Genomic DNA, 22,567 nt, shown 5'->3' with positions numbered 1-22,567 from the left:
CTGAGTAGACAGGTATATTTAAAAAAAATTATTAATGTTTATGCCTATTCTCTGACGAAACTGATAATTTTTTTCTACCCTTGGATCTGCGTCTAGACAATACTTTTCTTCCATTGACACTAGACATCCGTTCTCTAAAACCGTGCTTGTTTTTTCTCTTTCTTTTGGATGGTTGAAATGTTCTCTTCATTACTCGTTATTATCTATACCCATGGTTATTTTTAGGCGGGGAGACAAATATAGAAAACTTTATGGGACCATCTCGAATTAGATTTTACTCTTCCCAAATAATACTTAAACAGTGTTTTCCATTAAAAATACACTGCTCAAAAAATGGTAATTCGGCCTGACTGCTATTCCATATATTAAACCAGTCCATAGCAAAAACAGGTTGTACTGTTTTAGGCTGACGTTGAAGTTCAAAATATTCTCCAGCAACCGTATCTTCAGGAAGTCTATCTTTTCCATATTTAAGTGCTTTAAATGGAAAATCTTCGGAATACCAGTACCACTTAATATTATTATTATGGGAATAAACGACCATAATAGGATGATTCCCTATCGCACAAAATCTTAGAGCCGTAGCAGAAATACTCACTCCAAAAAATTTAGAAAGATCCCGGATTATTTTAAAGTCAAATTTTTTTCTGAAACAAAAAGCTTTAAATCTGGTTTCTGGCAGAAGCAGACAGGAAGCAAAATAATCAGCTTGCCTTTCTGCACGATTTTTACGTACAAACCCTGTAAAAGAGGAATGGCTGGGGGATCTCCCCTCAAGCAGAGCATTTCTATGGTCATCAATAAAATAATGTCCTAATTCGTGGGCGAAAGTAAAGCGTGCTCTATCTGAATAGCCATGTTTTAAACGATCTGTGTTTATAAATATATGGAATGATTGTTCCTCACATTCAATTAAACCATCAAAACAGGCTCCATATTCCCCGTATGAGAAGGTAATATTATTTTTGATAGAAATAATTTCGGGTTCTATGCGTCCATGTGGAAAATAATAATCTGCTATTCCACTAGCTAGATTGTTCAAATATTCATTATCATAATGGGAAAGGAAATCACTTCTTTTTTGCATTCTTCCGATCTTCCTTCATTTTGTTTTTAATGACATCTGAAATTTCCTTTCCTTCTCTTGCAGCCATAGATAAACTAATTGCTGAACCATCATCAGAATTGAAGGGTCTATGGGAGAGGTTTTTAATAAACCCACCTTTATTGTTCAAAATTTCTTTAACACTACTCCATTTTTTTGGAGATTCATATTCTGAACCAAATTTATTTTCAAAATTCCCGACCTCTTCTTCAGATGTAGGCATTGCATAACCATGCTTACGAAGCAATTCTGCAAATCTATTCTTCTCCTTCACCATTTAGGTAATTTTTAGGTTCTTGGCAATTGCCAATTCTTTAATTTTCTTCTTAGCTCGACTCACAATTTGCCTAATATTTGGCCGGGTCGTTTTATGAATGGCCTCCATCTCATCTAAAACTCTGCCAGGAAGATTCTTCCCCTTCTCATAATATAAAAAATAAGTAAGAATAATTTCCTTATCTCGTGGAGAAAAAGTGTTTAGCACTTCATCAATAATTTGATTATTTTCAGATACAAGGTTGTCGATATTCTCAAATTCATTTTCACTTAATTCTTCTTCAAATAAGGTGTGATCATCATCATAAATTACATCCTCTTTTTCCCAATTAACATGGGTTCTAAGAGTCTCATATAATTTATTTCGTGCTACTGTAGCCAGATAAGCTTTGAATGCACCTTCAGATTTCGTATGCCTTTCAGGGTCGAAACTCCATTCCGGTTTCTGGTATAGAAAATAAAAAACGTCGTTGGTAACACTCTGCGCAATTTCTTCTTTATGTAGAGGGGAATGGAGAAATTTAATTACCACATTATAAACAAATTCACGAAACTCCTCATATAAAATAGATAAAGATTGCTCTGCATCTTTTGGATTTTCTTCCTTACAGGCAATTAACAACAGTTGGTATTCAATATCTATTTTCACTCTACTACTTAATGTTATATGTAAAATGTGTGACAAGCAAAATTTAATTCCTCCTCCTGTCACACATTAAACATATAATACTGAGGGGTCATTATTAGTGTAGGGACTCAAACATAACGAAAAAATTCATCATTGGAAAAAATGCACGAAAAATTTGAAGATAATAGAGAGAGAGATCGCCTGGTTCTAACCATCCAAAGACTTGACCACTATTATGATAGCGTAAATAATAAGTCTGCAGTTTACATTGCAATAAATACCTTTTTAAGCGGAGGTATAATAGCTATGGTTTCTCATCCCGATATCCTTGAAAGTATTTGGCCAATAGCCGCTTTTACGACAGGGCTTTGTCTCCTAGCCGGTATTGTTAATTTAATTCTTTTAGCTGTAACGAGTAGACCGTTTTTTTCAACAAAGCCTGAGTCCCTCTACTACTTTGGAAGCGTGAGTTCCAAAACTTTTAAGGAATTTTCCAGTGCATCTAAAAACTGTAATCCCAAGCAAGATATGAAGGATCTTAGGTCCCAAGTACATATCCTGTCACAGGGTTTAACTCAGAAATTTAAAAAGCTGAATATAGTTGGTTATTCCCTTGTTGTTCAATTCTTTCTTTTAATCCCATTAATAATTTTTTTAACCTTTAACCTTTAAATATGAACATTTTTAACCCTTACCTCGATGTAATTAAAAAAGCTATTCATAATGATCCTAAAAGCCAACAAAGGATGTATGGAGGTCAAATTGATGAATCGCAATTTGATTTATCCCACATACAAAATCTAAGAAATCAATTTCCTGGTCTGGAGCAGCTAAATGAGACAATTCTTCTTAGGAAAGGATTCAGCGACCAAGAAATAACTAACGTACCTCGCTTAGGGAATCATCCAGATTTTCAGTATTTGAAAGAAACGGGTGAATCAGAAGATCATTGGATAATTTCTGGTTTCATTGATCTTAAGGAAAGCACCCGGTTGTTCAATAGATTTACCAAAGCTACCGTATCATTAATAACTGAAGGCATAGTAAAGGCTTCAATATTTGCAGTTAATTATTGTGGAGGATATGTTCAAAGAATTCAGGGGGATGGTCTAATGGTATATTTTGGAGGTAAGAGTATTGATAAAAAGACTGCCACAGAGGACGCTTTGAAAGCTTTTGCAATGATTTCTTACTTTGTTAAAAACGATTTACGAGAATATTTTGAAGAAAACAGTATTACGGAGATTTATACACGTGGAGGCTTAGATTTAGGTCACAATAATCAGGTGAGATGGATATATTCTGGAATAGGTAATACAGGAGAGATTACAACTTGTAGCTTACATACAAGCCTAGCTCCAAAGATGCAAGCAAAGGCATCAAGTAATGGCATTGTTGTAGGACAAAATATTGTAAATCAAATCCAAGGAGAAGATTATTTTATTCAAAAAAAGAATCCTATATGGGACTATGAAGATGGCAGGGTGTACAACCACTTCGACTTCAACTGGGAAAGATACCTGGTCAAAAAAGGGATCGCTGTGCAAGACAGATATGGAGCAATTGTGCTAAGTCTTAATTTTGCAAAAGAATCTAAACCGGATTTGAAAGATTTAAAACCTATTGCCGCCCAAAATAAGCCATATTTTGACTTTTAATAATATAGAACTCGAAAAGGATCTTAAAGATTTCCTTGATTTGTATTATACCTTCGAAATAAATGAAGGAGAGTCTTCCGACACCGTTTTACTAACGGGTTTTGTTAACATAATAACAGTAGCAGGAGAATTTCTTGACAGCTATCAGATCACCATTTCCTGTTCAAAGAAATATTATCCTTACACCATACCTATAGTAATAGAAAAAAGTCAAAAAATTTTTCGCCACTGGGATAACCATATTTCTGCAAAAGGCGAATGCTGCTTGTCCATTCCTCATAATTTAATCATGATGAAGAATAGAGGTATTGTGCTAAAAAAATTCTATTCGGATGTGATATATCCGTTCTTTGCCAATTACCACTATAAAAAGCTTAGCGGAGAGTATGCGAATGGTGAGTATGCCCATTTTGATCAAGGAATAATTCAATATTATCGAGAATCATTTTCTTTAGTTGATCCTTTACATATTAAAAGAATCTTGGAAGCAGCCTTAGGGAATCATGATTTTCCTTCCTATCATATTTGTCCTATTTGTGGTAATCGGAAATATAAAAAGTGTTGCAGGAAAATTATTTATAAACTCCTTCCACTTGGCAAAGAAAGACTCAAAGAAGATTTAAAGATTTTCAATAAAAGAGCTAAAGAAATACCCCCTACAATACTGTAAGGGGTATAATTTTGATTAGTTCATCCCTACCGGAACAAAATTGAATTTAAGGTTATGGATGGGTTGTTGCTTTTCATAATCCTTTAAAGCATAACTAAATCTACTAACCTCTAGATCAAGCAGGAGACCATTAGGAATGATTTTCCCACTCCACTTATTATATACTACCGGATCCTCATAGGAAACCTTCTCAATTGGGTCAATATTGGAGGATTCTGTAGGATCATAAAACTTCATAGAAATAAAATCCTCCTCTTGAAAATAATTTGTTAAATGGTTTGACACTTCAATTTCCGATAAGTTCTCTCCTTCAGTTATTACTTGCTTATAATCTTCATTAGAATAATCTGAAGTATCAAATTCTTCAGGTTCTGCCAGAGCCACAAATCCTTTGGAGGTAAAAAACAAAAGAAAATTTTTATTATAACCTTCTACATTTTTAGAAGCAACATAATATCCATCACATCTTAAAACATTTTTTGGTGAAGATGTTCTATTTGTTCTATTTCCAGTCACAATCTCTGCCATTCCGAAAGCAATTTCTGCATCCATTGAAACATATTTCTTTTGTCCTTTATAAGAATTTTCCTGTTCTCTATTTTGTATTTGAACATTTGCAACCTTTTCTGGAACAAGATCTCTCCTTTGGAAATTAGCTATCAATTTGTCAATAATTAATCCTATTATCCAACCCCAGAAGACACCGTTAATGACACCTATTAAAATTAGCATGCCAGGATTGTCTTGGGCAGGTCCACCCGTCAAGGTTAAAGTTAATATTGTGGAAATAATAGCTCCTATCCACCAGGAGTAATTAACTGCTTTCATAATTATTAGTATTTGGTTAGGTTAAAAAGAAATAAGAAGCCACGGGTATAATCAGTAAAAGTAATGTAACCACACATCCAGAATTTTTCACAGAAGCTGTTTGACCACCATTGACTTTTTTCCTGGTAAAATCCATTACCAATTGAGCATGATTAGGATTAGCATTGTGCTTATTCATGACATCAGCAATAGTTCCAATCCATTCTTCAACAGATAAATCCTCATATATCCTTTCACCTGTAGTTTTTGCTTTTTCAGTTAAACCTTTATAACTGGCAAATGAGACGTAAACAAAATTTTCATGTTTACTAAGGTCTATATAAATATCTGCTAATTTATTACCGTACACTATGTAGGACATCCCGTGGGAAATAACTTTTGAATTGCTCTTACACTGAGTTAGATCTGTGGTGTCCTTCATCTGATTAATAGCGAGGATATAATTGGGGTATTGTTCTTTTAAGTCCATTTGAAAAACTGGTAAGTTATAATTAAGTTAAAAATAGGCAAATATGCCTATAACATAAACATCGAGCTCCACGAATTTTAACTCGTGGAAAATTTAAATGAGAAAGAATTTTTAATTGCATTCGGAAAGAACCTAAGAAAGCTTAGAAAAGCACGAGGATTTACCCAGGCACAATTAGCTAATGATCTTGGAGTAGAAATATCCCAGATCAGCAGAATTGAACGTGGAATAATCAATACTTCCATTGGTAACTGTAATGGTATTTCCAATATCCTGAAGATTCCAGTTAAAAATCTTTTTGATTTCACAAACAATTTAGGTAAATAACCTGATTCTCTTTTACGGTTTTCCGTAATGAAGAAAAGCACTCTTTCGAGTGCTCTTCTCTATTTTAATCTATTTTTTAATTTCTCCATTTCACTTTGTACTTTTTCTTCCAAAATCTGCCCATAATGAGCTTGGGTAATCCCTATTCTGGAATGACCCAAAAGCTTACTCACCACTTCCATAGGAACATCATTTAAAAGCAACACAGTAGTAGCAAAGGTTTTTCTGGCAATGTGATGAGTCAGGTTTATCTTAAGCTCGCACAGGTCGGCTATTTCCTTTAGGTAGGCATTAAAATGCGCATTGGTTTTAGTAGGTAATACTTTCTTATCAACCAACTCATTCTTGTATTTATTAAGAATTTCTTGCGCCTTTGGTAGAAGAGGAACTGAAATAGTTTTACCAGTTTTCTGCCTTTCAACCCTTATCCAATTTTTTCCATCTCTCCCTTTTACAATATGATCCTTTCTAAGAGCACTCATTTCTTTAAATGCCAATCCCGTGTAACAGCAGAAAACAAAACAATCCCTCACCTCCTCCAACCGCTTATTCCCTAAATATTTTTTTTGTAGATGGGAAAGCTCATCCTTAGAAAGATACACAATCTCTTTTTTTACTGGTTTAGGCTTATGCATTAGGAATGGATTCCTATCAAGATATTCATGTGCTACAGCAAAATTGATCATCTTCTTGAACCTCTGTAAGGTCTTATTGATGGTACTCTGCTGCATATTCTCCTCAGTTCTCAGATAGTATTCAAAGTCCTTTATAAACTGAAATTTCAAGCTGTTGAGCTTTACTTCCCTCTTCTTGAACTTCCACTGAATGAACTTTTTGAGGTGACCTTTGGTATTTTCAAATTTCTGCCAAGACACTTCTTTAATATCTTTTCCTATCAATTTTTTATAATAGGCATTATGCTCTTCATAAACAGCCATAACGCCCATCTCCTTCTTCACGTTCTCACCACTATAGATTTTGTACACATCTTCTACATCAAACGGTTCTTCTTGAATTTGAAGCATTAAAAAAGCCTGACCAAGTTTTTGCTTAATCAGGCTTATTTGAGAATTTACTGTTTTGGAATTTTCAGCTTCATCCATGACTTTCTGTTTTTCTTTATCCCAATACCCAGGTTTAATATAAGTTCCTGTAGAGAACTGTTTCCTTCTCTTATTGTAGGTTATTCTACACCACAACGAGGTTAGCCCAGCTTTATTAATTTTATTAGACTGGATTAAAAATAAGATTTTCATAGTTTTTGTATTTGGTTAGTTTTTGATTTTTATAAAAAGTGGGTACCAGAGGAATTTTTGGGTACCGTTTAGCTACCTTTTTTGGAGAGAAAAAGTTAACAAATTGACTAAAAGGAGAGAATGAGTAGAAATGTGTATAAAGTAAAAAAGCTTCTTCCCGCATACACAGAAAAAAGCTTATCATTGGTTCCACACTAATAAAATCAGTGCTTCAACCCTAAACCCAAATTTTTGGGCAACACAACACAACTTCATTTTATGGCAAAAAAAAAGTCCTAATTTCTTAGGACTCTCTCTTTATGCGGTCTGGACGAGACTCGAACTCGCGACCCCCTGCGTGACAGGCAGGTATTCTAACCAACTGAACTACCAGACCATTGCTTTATTGCGAGTGCAAATATACACCTGTTTTATAATTACACAAATCTTTTTTGAAAGTTTTTTCAGCATTTATTTTAAGCCCTCAAGCAAACTTTTGTCTTTCAATAAAATAAGTGGTCAAAATTTTATCGAAGTTAGTATTAATGTCAGCTTCTACGTAATTAATTTTGTATTTCGCACATTCTAATTTGAGATCTGAAACATATTTTTGTACAGCTTCCTGATAGCTTTCCCTGATGTTTTCGGAATAAAGATCTATTTCAGCTCCGGTTTCCACATCGGTAAAGCGTTTAGGGTTATTCTCAAAATCAAAATCGAATTCACGTTTTTTATCCATTACATGGAACAACACCACTTCGTGCTGATTAAATTTTAGATGTCGTAAAGCTTCAAAAAGGGCTACTTCTTCGGTATCGGCCTGGAACATATCAGTAAATAAAAAAACCAGGGAACGTTTTTTTAGCTTTTCAGCAATTTGGTGAAGAAAAGTATAGGTTTTTGTCTCTTTATGATTTGTTTTCTTATCTAGGCTATTATTCAGAGCGTTCAATAGCATGTGTTGATGTCGATCACTGCCCTTTTCGGGGGCATAGAACTCGAATTCATCACTATATATGCTAAGTCCAACCGCATCACGTTGGCGCTTTAAAACCTGCATAATGCTAGCTATGGATAATACCGAAAACCCAATTTTATTAATTGAGTTTATCGAAAATTTCTTCACTTCGGGATAGTGCATTGATCCGGAATTGTCCATTATAAAATGGCATCGCAAATTGGTTTCCTCTTCATAGCGTTTGGTGTAGAGTTTATCCGTTTTCGCGAAAAGCTTCCAGTCTATGTGCTTGGTACTTTCTCCATTATTATAAATCTTATGCTCGGCAAATTCAGCAGAAAACCCGTGAAATGGACTTTTGTGAATTCCGGAAATATAACCTTCCACTACCTGTTTTGCCAAAAGTTCAAGTTTAGTGAAACCTGCAGTCGAATGATATATTTCTTCCTTTAAATTCATACCCCACTAAGATAAATAAAAGCCGCTATTTTATAATTAAAAAGCATTCAATAAAAAACCCGGCACAAGTCCGGGATTTCAAATTATATAAAATACTAAAACTTATAGCAATTCATCTAAAGCTTCAGCATAAGTGTTTTTAGGTGCCACACCAACCTGGCGACCTACCACTTCACCATTTTGAAAAATAAGCACAGTCGGAATATTTCTTACCCCGTACTTCGCAGCAAACTCCTGGTTGGCATCAACATCCAGTTTCCCTACAACGGCTTTTCCTTCATATTCAGTACCAATTTCATCAATAATTGGTCCTACCATTCTACAAGGTCCACACCATGCAGCCCAAAAGTCTACCATTACAGGCTTGTCGCTTTTTAGCACCTGGTCCTCAAAATTTGCGTCAGTTATTTCAATAGCCATAATTGTCTGTTTTTCTATTATACTTAAAGTGTAAAATTAGTCAAATATTTTTGCTTTCCTTACACAAGCGATATTGTATTTGGTTATATGCTTATTCAGCTCGTTTATGAAGCATTTATATCAGTGTACACAATACGTTGTTAAGCTCCCAGGCAGGCACTTTAGCTTAGCCAGAAATATATTACATAGCCTTCAATAGTAAGCTGTTATTACTTGAGCATTAAATGTATTAAGTAAAAGAATATCGGTAACTAAAAAATCAGTTTAATTTATACATCACATGTTCGTCTTCCAAGGTTTGTAATAATTCCTGGGTAATCTTTACTTTCTGCTTTTTACTGGGCATATGCAGTTTTACCTGATCTTTCATCTCATAAACCACAAAATTCAATTTATGCTCGCCGCGATGGGTTCTAAAGATATCTTTAAACCAATTGATTTTTTCTTCCTGAAGATCGGCAATATCTAGTTGTATGGTTAGTTTTTTGGCAAACTGATCCATCACGTCGTGTAGCAAATAAATATTATTAAACTGAATTCTCGGCTCCCCTTTTTTACCAGTTTCCTTATTGGTCCAGCCTTCTTTTACAAAGATCTTAATATGGACAAAGGAATTTGGTACCAGAAAATGCCTGAATTTCAAATATTCTTCGCCGAACATTCTAAATTCATAGGTGTCAGTATAATCTTCTACGCTAAACATCGCCCATCCTTTTCCCATCTTTGAAACCCTGTGCTGAACATCACTTATCACGCCTCCAAAGGTAAGGTCTCGGTTTACGCATTTCTCCAAATCATTAAACTCCCCAAGTTTAGAATTACAAAAATAATCCATCTCATACTTGAAATCGTCCAGCGGGTGGCCAGAAATATAAATTCCCACTACTTCGCGCTCTCTTCTCAGTTTTTCCATGGTCCCCCATTCTTCACAAGGAGGAACAAAAGGTTCGGGAATTTGCACTTCACTTGCTTCCCCAAACAAACTAACCTGGGAAGAGTTTTCGTTCTCCTGATATTTTGCGGCATATTTTATTACTTTCTCCAAAAAGGTAATACCATCACCATCATCATGAAAGTATTGCGCTCGGTGTGTATCACCAAAGCCGTCGAAACCACCTGCAAGGGCCAGGTTTTCAAAGGCCTTTTTATTAGCCGAACGCAAATCAATTCTTTTTGCCATATCAAAAATCGATTTATAATGTCCGGCTTCGGACTTTCTATTTTCTACAATTGTAGCCACCGCACCTGACCCTACGCCTTTTATAGCCCCCATTCCAAAGCGTACCGCATAATCCTTATTTACTGAAAATTTATAAAAGGATTCATTTACATCTGGCCCCAGCACATCGAGTTTCATTCGCTTACATTCTTCCATAAAGAAAGTAACCTGTTTAATATCATTCATATTGTTAGAAAGTACCGCTGCCATATACTCGGCAGGATAATGCGCTTTTAAATAAGCAGTTTGATATGCTATCCAGGCATAACATGTGGAGTGTGACTTGTTGAAAGCATATGCTGCAAAAGCTTCCCAGTCCTTCCAAATTTTTTCTAAAATATCTCGAGGGTGACCTTTTGCTTCTCCCCCATCCAAAAATTTAGGTTTTAATTGCTCAAGCAAAGCGAAGATTTTCTTACCCATCGCCTTACGCAAAACATCAGCTTCACCTTTACTAAAACCGGCCAGTTTTTGCGAAAGTAACATGACCTGTTCCTGGTAAACCGTAATTCCGTATGTCTCTTGGAGGTACTCTTCCATTTCCGGTAAATCGTAGGCAATCTCTTCGCTACCATGTTTACGAGCGATAAAGCTGGGGATATATTCCATCGGTCCCGGCCGATATAGGGCATTCATAGCAATAAGATCATCAAAAACCGTTGGTTTGAGGTCTTTCATATGCTTCTGCATTCCCGGGGATTCATATTGAAAAATCCCTACTGTCTCACCGCGTTGAAATAGCTTGTATGTTTCCTCATCATCCAATGGAAACTCATCGGGAACTAAATCTATATTATGTCTACCTTTTACAATTTGAACGGTATCTTTAATCAGGGTTAATGTTTTTAACCCCAAAAAGTCCATTTTTAGCAGCCCGGCGCTTTCAACTACCGAATTATCAAATTGGGTTACATAAAGATCGGAATCCTTTGCTACTGATACCGGAACATAATTGGTAATATCACCTGGTGTTATAATTACCCCACAGGCATGAATACCGGTATTTCTAACTGAACCCTCTAAAACCCTCGCCTGATTTACAGTTTGCGCTTCAAGATCGTCTCCTTCAGCAATATTTAAAAGCTCATTGACCTTTTCTAAATCTTCACTCCTAAATTTCTTTTTCAATTCTTTTTCGTCCATCCCGAAAATCTTTCCAAGCTTGGACATGGTAGGAATCAATTTTGAAATTCTGTCTGCATCTCCTAACGGAAGGTCAAGTACCCTGGCGGTATCTCGAATGGAAGATTTAGCGGCCATGGTCCCGTAGGTAATTATCTGCGCTACCTGATTGGCTCCGTACTTTTTAATTACGTACTCCATTACCCGGCTTCGGCCTTCATCATCAAAATCAATATCAATGTCGGGCATACTTACACGATCGGGATTCAGGAAACGCTCAAAAAGCAGATCGTATTTAATGGGATCAATATTGGTAATTGCCAAACAATAGGCCACGGCACTTCCGGCCGCAGACCCCCTTCCTGGTCCTACCGAAACATCGAGGTTTCGAGCTTCACGAATAAAATCTTCCACAATAAGGAAATAGCCGGGATAACCAGTGTTTTCAATTACTGAAAGTTCAAAATTAAGTCGGTCTTCAATTTCAGGAGTAAGTTCACCGTAGCGCTTTTTAGCACCAACAAAGGTGATATGTTTCAAGTAGGCATTTTCCCCGCGCTTCCCACCGTCTATTTTGTCTTCATCGACTAAAAATTCGTCTGGAATCTTAAAAGCCGGAAGTAAAACATCCCGTGCCAATTCAAAAGGCTCGATTTTATCTACTACTTCCTGCACGTTGCCAATAGCTTGGGGCAAGTCTTTAAAGAGATTTTTCATCTCCTCTCCGCTCTTAAAATAATATTCTTGGTTAGGCAAACCATAACGGTAGCCCCGCCCGCGACCAATTGGCGTAGCCTGTTTTTCCCCATCTTTTATACACAATAGAATATCATGGGCGTTGGCATCTTCCTTTGCGCAGTAATAAGTATTATTAGTAGCAACCAGATTTACTTTATGTTTTTTAGCAAAATCGACTAAAACTGAATTGACCCGATCTTCGTCTTCCTGATCGTGGCGCATAATTTCGATATAAAAATCGTCCCCAAATTCTTCCTTCCACCACAACAAAGCTTCTTCGGCCTGGTTTTCCCCTACATTTAGAATTTTGCTTGGCACCTCACCATAAAGGTTACCGCTAAGCACAATGATATCCTCTTTGTACTGCTTTATAATTTCCTTATCAATTCTTGGAACATAATAAAATCCATCAGTATAGGCTTTTGAAGACATCTTTGCCAGGTTATGATAACCTTTTTTATTTTTGGCTAACATAACTATCTGGTAACCATTATCTTTACGAGATTTATCGGAATGATTTTCACAGACAAAGAATTCACAACCTACAATTCCTTTTAACTCCCTTGCCTGGGCAGGCTCGTTATTTGCAAGTGCCGCTTCATTTTTTGCTTTAATCGACTTATTATACTCGCCAATTTCTTTCACGAAATGAAAAGCTCCCATCATGTTCGCATGATCGGTAAGTGCTACTGCAGGCATATTATGCGAAGCAGCAACATTTACCAGGTCTTTTATACTAATTGTCGATTGCAAAACCGAAAACTGCGAGTGATTGTGCAAATGCGCAAAAGGAACTTCATCAAGTTTTTCGAGATTTTCCTCGATCTCCTCGGTGGTAATTTCGTCGCTAGGCTGCTGTTTCTGAAGTCTTCTTCTTATTTCCTCCGAAGCTTTTTTAAGGTTGATGTGTTTTAACCCCATAAGCTCTATCGACCGCGGATTTGCTTCTGAAAAATTTTCAAAATAATCTGCGGTTACATCTAGCTGTTCTTTAGTAAAAACTCGCTGTCTTACAAGCTCCAGAAAACAACGGGTGGTCGCTTCCACATCCGCAGTAGCGTTGTGGGCTTCCATAAAGGGCTCATTAAATAAAAATTCGTGTAATTCGGTTAAGGTGGGTAATTTAAATTTTCCTCCACGACCACCGGGAATCTTACACATTTGGGCAGTAATTTCCGTACAGGTGTCTAAAATCGGCAACTGCTGCAGGGTATTTTCCATTGCTTCCCTATGGAATTCAGCCCCCATAATATTTAGGTCAAACCCTACATTTTGGCCTACTACAAATTTGGTCTTCTTTAAAGCTTCCTGAAATTTCTCCAGCATTTCAGCCAGGGGAATTCCTTTTTCTGCTGCAAGCTCAGTAGAAATTCCGTGAACTTTCTCGGCATCATAAGGAATATTGAACCCTTCCGGCTTTACCAAATAATCCTGACTTTCTATCAAGTTACCCATGTCGTCGTGTACCTGCCAGGCAATTTGTATACATCTAGGCCAGTTTTCAGAATCGGTAAGGGGGGCATCCCAGCGCTTGGGAAGACCGGTTGTTTCAGTATCAAAAATAAGGTACATGTTCGGTTGAAATTAGGAATTAAGCTGAATTTCAGGCGATTAATCCAGAAGAATAAGCACCTGCATCGAGGTTAAAATTACATATAATTTAGCGCAGCCTCAAGTTAATTTATCAGGATTTATTAACGGTTCATATTCCGCACTTTAAATGTCCTATACACTTCTTGGAAATAAAAAAAGCCTCACAAACACCGTTTCCGGCTACCTGTGAGGCCTATACGAACACTAAAAACTACTACTTCAATCAAACATCTGTTCGTACACTTGTGTGTTAATAATACTGTTTTGCATGGTATGTTCTTATCGGCTAATTTTCTAAGGTTGGGGTTAAATCTTTTGCTTTGGTTATTTCCTTATAAATTTCTTAAGCCGCTTTTTATGCAGTAAAGATTTTTTCCAGCAAAAGAACCATTATTCTATTACTATCCAAAAAAATTAATCTACCATGAATTTTTAGCTCTGTTTTCTTCGCGTGACTTTACCACCTATAATTTCTTTTCTAAAGTCTCTAATGGATCTATCTCTTGATTTCTTTCTGTTTTACAAATTAATCAATTAAACCTCAGTTCCAGGCTTTGTAATTTATTCAGGGCGGCAATAATTCCATTTTTCTGCTTCAGCAATAGGTTAGCTGTAGATGGTGGAATTTCAGGATCATTTAAAACCTCTTCATATTCCTCAGCTGCTACCTTCTCTCCCCGAACTGCTTCTTCTAAGGCTGCCTCATCTTTATCTGAAGAAAGGCTTGTCTTTAGGTTCATCCACGTACGATGGGCATCCCCGGCTAAACTGGAACCTTTATCGGGATTTTCCCCAAAATTGCGGATTTCAGTTTTAAGCTCGTGGCCAAAATCGTAACGTTCCTGAGCCCGCTCAGAAAAAAAAGCTTTTAGCTGCGGATCCTGAGCATTTTCAGCAGCATAATTAAAACCCTTTTCGGCGTCATAATTCTTTTCAAGCAACGCATTTAATTTCTTAGAAACCTTCTCAGAATAACTCATTTATCTTCTTTTTGAAATTCTTGATATAAAGATAACTTGCATAAACCATAGCAACAACCTGTTTAACAGGGTTTAGCACTAATTAACTGCTTTTAACAGCCACCCGTGATTTTAACTAAAAAACCTCCCAATTTTCTTTTGTTTTAGTTGATTGAAAACAAAAAATATATTTCTGGCCAACTCCTTGTTAAATAGAAAAATATAGTATCTTTGCAGCCTTATTAATAACCGGGGTCGGGAACCCCACAATTTAATTTTTATGCCAGTAAAATTAAGATTACAAAGACACGGTAAAAAAGGAAAACCTTTTTTCTGGATCGTAGCAGCAGATGCACGTGCCAAAAGAGATGGTAAATTCTTAGACAAATTAGGAATTTACAATCCCAACACCAACCCAGCTACTATTGAGTTAGATATAGATGGAGCGGTAAAATGGTTAGAGAATGGTGCACAGCCAACAGATACGGCTCGTGCTATTCTTTCATACAAAGGTGCTTTATTAAAAAAACACCTAGCAGGTGGCGTTAAAAAAGGTGCTTTAACTGAAGATGAGGCTGAGAAGAAATTCGAAGCGTGGTTGGAGGAAAAAGAGGCTAAAATCACTGCTAAGAAAGACAACCTTTCTAAAGAGGAGCAGGAAGCAAGAAAGAAAGCTCTTGATGCTGAAAAAGAAGTGAACGCTAAGCGTGAAGCTGAAGCAAAAGAAGCGGACGCGGCAGCAGCTGCCGAAGCTGAAGGCGCTGCAGTAACCGAAGAAGGTGAACCAGAGGCAAATGTGGAAAAGGAAGTTGAGCAAGAGACTGCCGAAGAAGCAAAAACCGAAGAGAAAAAAGGCTAAAATTCTAACTAGCGATGACTAAAGACGAATGTTTCTTTTTAGGTAAAATCGTTGGTAAATTTAGCTTTAAGGGCGAGGTGCTTATTAAATTAGATACCGATGTGCCCGAGATGTACACAGAAATGGAATCAGTTCTTATTGAATATAATGAGAACTTGGTTCCATTTTTTATTGAACGAAGTAATTTACAGAAAAGCACCCTGCTAAGGGTAAAGTTTGAAGATATCGAAACCGAGCAAGATGCTGAAGATCTTATAGGCGCCCTAATCTATCTTCCACTCACTATGCTTCCGGAACTAGAAGACGATCAATTCTACTTTCACGAGATTATAGGTTTTGACGTTTTAGATACAACCCATGGCAATATTGGCAAAATCACTTCCATAAACGACAGTACTTCACAGGCTCTTTTTGAAATTCATAAAGACCAAAAGCAAATTCTTATCCCGATGAACGATGAGTTTATAGATAAAATAGATAAGAAAAACAAAACTATACATTTAACAACCCCCGAAGGATTGATTGATCTTTATCTTGGGTAGCAATTTTCCTTTAGTCCTTGTCATAATATGGGAGGGTTGGAAGAAGATAAAAGACGAGATTCAAAAAACACATTGCTCAAACTACAAATTGTTCCAGTCGCGCTTCCCTGGTAAAAATGACTAAAAAATCCGCTTCCTAACATTTAGAAAACGGATTTTATTTTCAAATTCTTTCTATCCAACTATATTCACAATTTTACCAGGAACAACGATAACCTTTTTCGGACTACGACCATTTAATTGTTTTTTAGTACGCTCATCTTCCATAACTGTATTTTCAATTTCATCTTTTTTCATATCCAAAGGGAGCTCCATTGTAAAACGCATTTTTCCATTAAAAGAAATTGGATAATTTTTGGTGCTTTCTACCAGATGTTTCTCTTCAAAAACCGGATATTTGGCGGTAGCTACAGATTCCAAATTTCCAAACTTGCTCCAAAGTTCTTCCGCAATATGGGGCGCATAAGGTGCGATAAGTACTGTGAGGGGCTCCAATACTTCCCGGCTATTACATTTTTGAACCGTAAGTTCGTTTACGCAAATCATAAATGTAGAAATTGAAGTATTAAAACTGAACTCCTCAATATCTTGAGTCACTTTTTTTATTGTCTTATGCAAAGTTTTTAAAGACTCGACTGAAGCCTCTTGTTCGGAAACATCAAATTCCTCTTTGGTGTGATACAACTTCCAAAGCTTTTTAAGAAAATTATGCACACCGGTTATTCCGGCTGTATTCCAGGGCTTGGCCTGCTCCAAGGGACCAAGAAACATCTCATACATCCTTAAAGTGTCGGCTCCATAATCTTCACATATGTCGTCCGGGTTCACCACGTTATATTTGGATTTTGACATTTTTTCGACTTCCCGGGAAACTCTCATAATGTCATCTGCATCGGCTACAAACTTAGCGTGTTTAAATTCTGGCTGCCAATTCCTAAATTTAGAAATATCTAATTCATTGGATGAATTAACCAAACTCACATCGACGTGAATTTTATCAAACTTTAAATTATCCTGAGAAAGACCTGTTAAATTCTGAATCAATTTAAACGCACTTTCAGCTTTTTTAGGATCCTTGAGATCCATAATTATATCGTAAGAAACATAAACATCAGGACGGCTATCTACCCGGTAGATAAAAGCACTTTCACCTAGAATCATACCTTGGTTAATAAGCTTTTTAAACGGTTCTTCCACTGATAGCTGCCCGCGGTCATAAAGAAATTTTGTCCAGAAGCGGGAATATAATAAATGGCCGGTAGCATGCTCGCTTCCTCCAATATATAAATCGACGTTCTCCCAGTATTTTTGAGATTCATTTGAGACAAACTCATTCTCATTATCGGCATCCATATATCTAAAAAGATACCAGGAACTACCAGCCCATCCTGGCATTGTATTCAATTCTAGAGGAAAAATTGTCTTATCGTCAATTTTTTCATTACCGACCACCTCGTTAATGCTAGTATCCCATGCCCAGGTAGAGGCGTTACCTAATGGTGGTTCACCAGTCTCTGTAGGTAGATATTTCTCAACCTCAGGAAGATGCAAAGGCAAGTGCTTCGCATCTATCATCTGTGGCAACCCGTTTACATAATAGACAGGGAAAGGTTCCCCCCAATATCGCTGTCTGCTAAATACTGCATCACGCAAACGATAATTGGTCTTACCGTAACCGTGTCCTGTTTTTTCTAATTCCAAAATTACTTTCTGAAGTGCTTCTTTGTATTCAAGTCCGCTCAGGAAATCAGAATTCGCAATTACAGCCCCTTCTTTTGCTGAAAAAGCTTCCTGAGAAATATCGGCATTATCAAAAATATTAGGAATTGGGATTTCAAAATGCCTAGCAAAATCATAATCTCTCTGATCGCCGCAGGGCACAGCCATTACAGCTCCAGTACCGTATCCTGCAAGCACATAATCTCCGATCCAGATTGGCACAGGCTCCTTAGTAAAAGGGTGCTCTGCATAAGCCCCGGTAAATACTCCCGTGATATTTTTCACATCGGCCATTCGTTCGCGTTCACTACGCTTTCCACTGGCAGCGATATAAGCTTCGACTTCTGCTTTTTGTTGTGCAGTCGTAATTTTTTTAACCAAATGATGCTCCGGAGCTAAAGTCATAAAACTAACACCGAAAATAGTATCAGGTCTAGTTGTAAAAACGGATATCCTTGCCTGATATTCAGAAAGGCTTCCATCATCCTGAATTAGTTTGAGCGTCTCCCCATATAAATTGAAATGAACCATAGCACCAACAGATTTACCAATCCAGTTTCGCTGACTTTCTTTTAAGCTCTCGGACCAGTCCAGTTGATCCAGACCTTGCAAGAGGCGTTCTGAGAATGCAGAGATTCGCATGCTCCACTGGGTCATTTTCTTGCGAACTACAGGATAACCGCCACGCTCGGAAACCCCGTTTACTATCTCGTCGTTCGCCAATACTGTCCCCAGCTGAGGACACCAATTTACCTCTGCTTCAGCTAAATAAGTAAGTCTGTATTTGAGTAAGATTTTTTGTTTTCCTTCCGTTGTAAAATTATTCCAGGTATCTGCTGAAAACTTTTCTACATCATCATCACAGGCAGCATTTACCCGAGAATTACCTTCGGCTGCAAATATTTCCTCTAAGTCCAGAACAGGTCGCGATCTATCAGCCTCTAAGTCATACCAGGATTCGAAAAGCTGTATAAAAATCCATTGCGTCCACTTGTAATATTCGGGATCACTGGTACGTACCTCCCTACTCCAATCAAAAGAAAAGCCGATTTTATCAAGCTGCTCCCGATATCTTTTAATATTCTTTGCTGTAGTAAGGGCTGGATGCTGCCCGGTCTGAATCGCATACTGTTCTGCCGGCAAGCCAAAACTATCATAACCTTGAGGATGTAATACATTATAACCTGTATGGCGCTTGTAGCGTGCGTAAATATCACTTGCAATATATCCCAATGGATGTCCCACGTGAAGCCCTGCACCCGATGGATAAGGAAACATATCCAAAACATAATATTTTGGTTTCCCTGATGAATTACTGGCGCGAAATGTCGTATTTTCTGCCCAGTATTTTTGCCATTTGGCTTCAATTTCGTTAAAGTTGTAACTCATTGTTTTATTTATCTTTCCTATAGGTTAAGCGCAAAGCGACTCCACATAATTAGCTGCAAATTTACAATTTTAAACCACTTTTGAGAATTTAGGCAGAATGGAATAAGACTTAATTTCAAATAACTCTTTCAAAGATTGGAAAAAATTCTAATGGAGTTTGTAAAACCTAACCTTATCCAAAATTTATACACTTGAGTCACTAAACTTTCAGAGTGCAGCATATTGCTTAAAAGCTGATTCCAATTAATAATAAAAAACAATTAAATGATTAATAGACCTATCAATGAAGGATTTTAAACCGATAAAACTAACTGATTTCCTGCAAAAACCTCTTCTTTAAGAAACCATTCAAAATATTCGGATATAATCTCGATCTTATAAAAACCGCTCAAAAGAAGTAAAAAGAACTATCAATAAAATAAGCCATAAGCCTGAAAGATAGATCTTCACGGAATTTGGCATAAGATCACTAAGGCTGAGACTGAACAAAGGAATTATTCGGAAGTTCAGTTTTTATATATTTTAACTATTCATTAAAGCGAATAATGGAATTAATTTACGAATTTATGATTATGGGGAATCCCATTATTTTACTAAATTTATAGAGAATTGGTGAAAAAAGGGGACTGAATCTATAAGCCTTTCAAAATTTAGATTTCTAAATTCACTAATAAACAACCTAATTAATTCTAGTTTTTTCAAAATTTTTTCTATGAACGTGATACACGTAAGCGCTGAATGTTACCCAATCGCAAAAGTTGGAGGATTAGGCGATGTTGTAGGTTCTTTGCCTAAATATCAATTTGAAGCCGGGGTTAACACGAAGGTAGTGATGCCTTTTTATGATAATAAATTTACTGCAACTCATAAATTTCAAAATGTTTACGAATCAAATTTGATTCTCGGAAAAGAAATATATCCTTTTAAAATCCTGAAAACAAAAAAAGATGTTTTGGATATTGAAGTTTTGTTTGTGGATATTCCAGATCTTTTATTTAAGGATTTCGTGTATTCAGAAGATGACACCGCACGCTTTACAGCCTTCCAGATCGCAGTAATGGACTGGATTCTTACCTTAAAGGACAAACCTACTATAATTCATTGCCATGATCACCATACGGGGCTTATTCCTTTTATGGCGCAAGAATGTTTAAAATATAAGTCGATTAATACAATTCCCGTAATTCTAACAATTCATAACGCTCAGTATCAGGGATGGTTCTCACACGATAAAGTACATTATATCCCTGCTTTTGACATTTCTCACATTGGTTTATTGGATTGGGATGGGGTTATAAATCCATTAGCGGCAGGAATAAAATGTTCCTGGAGGGTTACCACGGTTTCTCCGAGTTATATGGAGGAATTACAAGAATCCGCAAATGGTTTGGAAAGTTTGTTAAGCCATGAAAATGAAAAATGTATTGGCATTTTAAACGGAATAGACTCAAAAGTTTGGAATCCGGAAACCGATGAATTTATTGTAAAAAAATATTCTTCAAAAAACTTTCAAACCGGGAAAAAAGCAAACAAAAAATGGCTTTGCAAGGAATTTGGTTTTTCAGTTTCAAAACCTTTGTTTGCTTTTATTGGAAGGCTGGTTTATGAAAAAGGCGCGGATCTTTTACCTGGGGTTTTGAATAAAGTTTTGTCCAAAAAAGATTGCAGCATCTTAATTTTGGGTTCTGGAAACCCCCAAGTTGAAAGCGAATTAGCAAGCCTGACGAAAATACATAAAGGTGTTTATAATACTTTTATTGGTTATGATGAACGCCTTTCACATCTTATTTATGCCGGCGCCGATTTTCTTTTAATGCCGTCCCGTGTAGAACCCTGTGGACTTAATCAATTGTATTCCTTGCGCTATGGTACCATTCCCGTTGTTCGAAGTATTGGTGGTTTAAAAGATACCGTTAAAGATATGGAAGAAGATGGTTTTGGTTTTAATCACCAGAAGGCTACTGAGAAAGACATCATTAACACTTTAAAAAGGGCTATCCCATTTTATAAAGATCAACCTGCATTCAAAAAAACCAGAAAACATATTATGGGCATTGACCATTCCTGGAAAGTTTCAGCTCAACAATATATTGATTTGTATAACTCACTTAAAATCGGCTAAACATGTTAAACGACAAAGTATTATCGGTTATTCTTGGAGGGGGTCAGGGAACCAGGCTCCACCCATTAACAGAAAGTAGATCCAAACCAGCAGTTCCTATTGCGGGTAAATATCGGTTGGTAGATATTCCCATCTCCAATTGCATTAATTCGAATATTAAACGGATGTACGTGCTAACTCAGTTTAATTCTGCTTCGCTGAATAAACATATTAAAAACACCTTTCATTTCAGTTTTTTTAGTTCGGCATTTGTCGATGTTTTGGCAGCAGAACAAACCCCAAACAATAAAACCTGGTACCAGGGCACGGCAGATGCCGTAAGACAGGGAATGCACCATTTTAAAAAACATAAATTTGATTATTTCCTTATTCTTTCTGGGGATCAGTTGTATCATATGGATTACAATAAAATGGTCCAGCAACATATAGATACCGGCGCTGATATTACTATTGGTACGGTTCCCGTTAATGCTAAGGATGCTCCTAGTTTCGGAATTATGAAAACCGATAAAACCAACAATATCACCTCGTTCATTGAAAAACCGAAATCAGAACTTTTACCAGACTGGACTTCGCCAACTGGTTCAGAAATGGAAGCTGAAGGCCGATCCTATTTAGGTTCTATGGGAATTTATGTCTTTAATCGTCAATTGTTGGTTGATTTAATGGATAACCCCAACACCGTAGATTTTGGTAAAGAAATAATTCCTCAAGCAATTGGAAATAAAAAAGTTTGTAGTTACCAGTTTGAAGGTTACTGGACCGACATCGGAAATATAGAATCTTTTTTTGAAGCCAATATTGGTTTAACGGAAGATATCCCCAAATTCAATCTATATGACATGGAAAACCGTGTTTATACACGGGCAAGAATTCTGCCGACTTCCAAAATTTCAGGTACAAAATTAAAAAAGGCGGTTATTGCGGAAGGTTGTATTATCCACGCCAGTGAAATTGAATCTTCGGTCATTGGCGTGAGATCCAGAATAGGAAAAGGTTCTGTTGTGAAAAACTGTTATATGATGGGAACCGATTTTTATGAATCTTTGGAAGAAATTGAGGGTAATAAAATTGAGATTCTTGCGGGAATAGGTGAAAACTGTAATATTAATAACGCTATAATCGATAAAAATTGCAGAATTGGAGATAATACCACTATCAACGGTGGTCCGCATTTATCGGATGATGAAACAGATGCTTACGTAATAAAAGAGGGAATTGTAGTACTCAAAAAAGAAGCGGTGCTATCACCCGGAACAACTATAGGATAAT

Annotated in this window: 20 protein-coding genes and 1 tRNA gene; 8 read left to right on the top strand and 13 right to left on the bottom strand. The window is 36.7% G+C overall.

Annotated features, from left to right (window positions below):
- Positions 1 to 31: 31 nt before the first annotated feature.
- The 4 genes from rpmH to DET49_RS02300 all read right to left on the bottom strand — a co-directional run bounded on the left by rpmH (position 32) and on the right by DET49_RS02300 (position 2,030).
- A complete protein-coding gene (rpmH, locus tag DET49_RS02315; protein WP_133546542.1) occupies positions 32 to 190 on the bottom strand; it encodes a 50S ribosomal protein L34 in 159 nt (52 codons plus the stop codon).
- Positions 191 to 274: 84 nt separating this feature from the next.
- A complete protein-coding gene (locus DET49_RS02310) occupies positions 275 to 1,087 on the bottom strand; it encodes an ImmA/IrrE family metallo-endopeptidase (RefSeq protein WP_133546541.1) in 813 nt (270 codons plus the stop codon).
- A complete protein-coding gene (locus tag DET49_RS02305) occupies positions 1,071 to 1,382 on the bottom strand; it encodes a hypothetical protein (protein ID WP_133546540.1) in 312 nt (103 codons plus the stop codon). The genes DET49_RS02310 and DET49_RS02305 overlap by 17 nt, the downstream gene beginning before the upstream one ends.
- A complete protein-coding gene (locus DET49_RS02300; protein WP_166636526.1) occupies positions 1,383 to 2,030 on the bottom strand; it encodes a sigma-70 family RNA polymerase sigma factor in 648 nt (215 codons plus the stop codon). It abuts the gene before it with no gap.
- 132 nt (positions 2,031 to 2,162) lie between these two features.
- Between DET49_RS02300 and DET49_RS02295 the strand changes: the two genes are divergently transcribed.
- The 3 genes from DET49_RS02295 to DET49_RS02285 are packed head-to-tail and all read left to right on the top strand — an operon-like array spanning position 2,163 to position 4,337.
- Entirely contained in the window at positions 2,163 to 2,681 is a 519-nt protein-coding gene (locus tag DET49_RS02295; protein WP_133546538.1) for a hypothetical protein, read from the top strand.
- A 2-nt stretch (positions 2,682 to 2,683) separates the two neighbouring features.
- Entirely contained in the window at positions 2,684 to 3,667 is a 984-nt protein-coding gene (locus DET49_RS02290) for an adenylate/guanylate cyclase domain-containing protein (protein WP_133546537.1), read from the top strand.
- Positions 3,668 to 3,707: 40 nt separating this feature from the next.
- A complete protein-coding gene (locus DET49_RS02285; protein ID WP_133546536.1) occupies positions 3,708 to 4,337 on the top strand; it encodes a hypothetical protein in 630 nt (209 codons plus the stop codon).
- Between the two features lie 15 nt (positions 4,338 to 4,352).
- On the opposite strand, the gene DET49_RS02280 is transcribed toward DET49_RS02285, so the two are convergent.
- Both DET49_RS02280 and DET49_RS02275 read right to left on the bottom strand, forming a co-directional pair.
- The gene (locus DET49_RS02280) at positions 4,353 to 5,165 is read right to left on the bottom strand and encodes a hypothetical protein (RefSeq protein WP_133546535.1); all 813 of its coding nucleotides are present in this window, start codon (positions 5,163 to 5,165) and stop codon (positions 4,353 to 4,355) included.
- A 16-nt stretch (positions 5,166 to 5,181) separates the two neighbouring features.
- Complete coding sequence (locus DET49_RS02275) at positions 5,182 to 5,634, bottom strand: hypothetical protein (protein ID WP_133546534.1); 453 nt, start codon at positions 5,632 to 5,634, stop codon at positions 5,182 to 5,184.
- An 84-nt stretch (positions 5,635 to 5,718) separates the two neighbouring features.
- Between DET49_RS02275 and DET49_RS02270 the strand changes: the two genes are divergently transcribed.
- Positions 5,719 to 5,961 carry a helix-turn-helix domain-containing protein gene (locus DET49_RS02270; protein WP_133546533.1) on the top strand — a complete coding sequence of 81 codons (243 nt, stop codon included), beginning with the start codon at positions 5,719 to 5,721 and terminating at the stop codon, positions 5,959 to 5,961.
- 59 nt (positions 5,962 to 6,020) lie between these two features.
- Here DET49_RS02270 and DET49_RS02265 read toward each other — a convergent pair whose 3' ends face one another.
- From DET49_RS02265 to DET49_RS02240, 6 genes are all read right to left on the bottom strand, one after another.
- Complete coding sequence (locus DET49_RS02265; RefSeq protein ID WP_133546532.1) at positions 6,021 to 7,217, bottom strand: site-specific integrase; 1,197 nt, start codon at positions 7,215 to 7,217, stop codon at positions 6,021 to 6,023.
- 302 nt (positions 7,218 to 7,519) lie between these two features.
- Positions 7,520 to 7,593: transfer RNA gene (locus tag DET49_RS02260), tRNA-Asp, on the bottom strand.
- Positions 7,594 to 7,680: 87 nt separating this feature from the next.
- On the bottom strand, positions 7,681 to 8,613 hold the full coding sequence (locus DET49_RS02255) for a DUF58 domain-containing protein (protein ID WP_133546531.1): 933 nt from the start codon (positions 8,611 to 8,613) through the stop codon (positions 7,681 to 7,683).
- Between the two features lie 102 nt (positions 8,614 to 8,715).
- Positions 8,716 to 9,033: a thioredoxin gene (gene trxA, locus DET49_RS02250; RefSeq protein ID WP_133546530.1), complete on the bottom strand. Its 318-nt coding sequence runs from the start codon at positions 9,031 to 9,033 to the stop codon at positions 8,716 to 8,718.
- A gap of 259 nt (positions 9,034 to 9,292) precedes the next feature.
- On the bottom strand, positions 9,293 to 13,684 hold the full coding sequence (gene dnaE / locus DET49_RS02245; RefSeq protein ID WP_133546529.1) for a DNA polymerase III subunit alpha: 4,392 nt from the start codon (positions 13,682 to 13,684) through the stop codon (positions 9,293 to 9,295).
- A gap of 551 nt (positions 13,685 to 14,235) precedes the next feature.
- Positions 14,236 to 14,685: a ferritin-like domain-containing protein gene (locus tag DET49_RS02240; RefSeq protein WP_133546528.1), complete on the bottom strand. Its 450-nt coding sequence runs from the start codon at positions 14,683 to 14,685 to the stop codon at positions 14,236 to 14,238.
- A 259-nt stretch (positions 14,686 to 14,944) separates the two neighbouring features.
- On the opposite strand from DET49_RS02240, the gene DET49_RS02235 reads away from it, so the two are divergent.
- Positions 14,945 to 15,523 carry a 30S ribosomal protein S16 gene (locus DET49_RS02235; RefSeq protein WP_133546527.1) on the top strand — a complete coding sequence of 193 codons (579 nt, stop codon included), beginning with the start codon at positions 14,945 to 14,947 and terminating at the stop codon, positions 15,521 to 15,523.
- A gap of 14 nt (positions 15,524 to 15,537) precedes the next feature.
- Positions 15,538 to 16,065, top strand: a complete 528-nt coding sequence (gene rimM, locus DET49_RS02230; protein ID WP_133546526.1) for a ribosome maturation factor RimM — start codon at positions 15,538 to 15,540, stop codon at positions 16,063 to 16,065.
- Positions 16,066 to 16,239: 174 nt separating this feature from the next.
- Here rimM and DET49_RS02225 read toward each other — a convergent pair whose 3' ends face one another.
- Positions 16,240 to 19,173, bottom strand: coding sequence for a leucine--tRNA ligase (locus tag DET49_RS02225; protein WP_133546525.1), 2,934 nt, complete (start codon positions 19,171 to 19,173; stop codon positions 16,240 to 16,242).
- Positions 19,174 to 19,885: 712 nt separating this feature from the next.
- Between DET49_RS02225 and DET49_RS02220 the strand changes: the two genes are divergently transcribed.
- Positions 19,886 to 21,295 (top strand): glycogen synthase, encoded by a 1,410-nt coding sequence (locus DET49_RS02220; RefSeq protein ID WP_133546524.1) that lies wholly within the window; start codon positions 19,886 to 19,888, stop codon positions 21,293 to 21,295.
- 2 nt (positions 21,296 to 21,297) lie between these two features.
- On the top strand, positions 21,298 to 22,566 hold the full coding sequence (locus DET49_RS02215; protein WP_133546523.1) for a glucose-1-phosphate adenylyltransferase: 1,269 nt from the start codon (positions 21,298 to 21,300) through the stop codon (positions 22,564 to 22,566).
- Position 22,567: the final 1 nt, after the last annotated feature.

The sequence above is a fragment of the Salegentibacter sp. 24 genome (assembly GCF_004362395.1).
GTDB lineage: Bacteria > Bacteroidota > Bacteroidia > Flavobacteriales > Flavobacteriaceae > Salegentibacter.
The sequence above is the reverse complement of the archived record's forward strand: the minus strand, read 5'-3'. Positions and strand labels throughout refer to the sequence as shown.